This window comes from Vibrio thalassae, from assembly GCF_900089835.1.
Lineage (GTDB): Bacteria > Pseudomonadota > Gammaproteobacteria > Enterobacterales > Vibrionaceae > Vibrio > Vibrio thalassae.
In genome coordinates, this window is record NZ_OANU01000185.1 from 1 (window position 1) to 725 (window position 725).

The window sequence follows — 725 nt, forward strand, 5'->3', positions numbered from 1 at the left end:
AAAGGTTCATTATTGAAACGATTAATGACCAATTAAAGAATATATCTCAAATAGAGCACTCAAGGCATCGCAGCTTACATGGTTTTATGTTGAATTTACTTGGCGGACTAATCGCTTACTGTCTGAAACCAGAAAAGCCATCACTCAACATCACAAACACTGAAAAGACAGGATTGATGGCGATGGCTTAAACCGATCTCAGGTTAGTTACAAAGTTCGCCCGAACGGGCTTGTAAGAGCACATGTGATAAATGTCGACAATACCAACATAAGATCGCTGTAGAAGGAGTCACCGCGTGGGTAATCGCGATAGATGGAAATCCTGTATTTGCTCCTTATAAACTTACCGAGCATAAAATGGGTTAAACCTGTATTTTTGATCTCAGAAACCTCACCCAATATCACCATCCCATTCATTTACACGGCCATACTTTTACTGTGCTCCTAGGCAAAAATGGTAGGGCCAAAGTCGCATTTGTCGCAGACAACCCAGGCAAGTGGATGTATCACTGTCATGTTGTCAGCGCCGATGTAAAAATGACCCACTAACGTCGATTTAAAATTGACCCACCTGAGGCAAACTATCCGTTCGTAAAATGGACAAAGCGGCGGATTATGATCAATCAGGAGCAACTAGTGGAAATACACGTTTTACATCAGCAAGGACAAAGTATCCGCCGCATCGCGCGTGATTTAGGTGTATCTAGAAACACCGTTCGCACTTA

At 42.5% G+C, this 725-nt stretch carries 2 protein-coding genes and 1 pseudogene; all 3 read left to right on the top strand.

All coding sequences use genetic code 11. From position 1 onward, the window contains the following. On the top strand, positions 1–191 hold a 191-nt coding region (locus VTH8203_RS23575; protein ID WP_279627164.1), incomplete at its 5' end, for a transposase. A gap of 17 nt (positions 192–208) precedes the next feature. Next, a pseudogene (locus tag VTH8203_RS23580) lies at positions 209–549 on the top strand (multicopper oxidase domain-containing protein); the annotation flags it as partial. Between the two features lie 66 nt (positions 550–615). Then, positions 616–725 (top strand): helix-turn-helix domain-containing protein (locus VTH8203_RS23585; protein WP_158296112.1); only part of this gene is annotated, 110 nt, incomplete at its 3' end.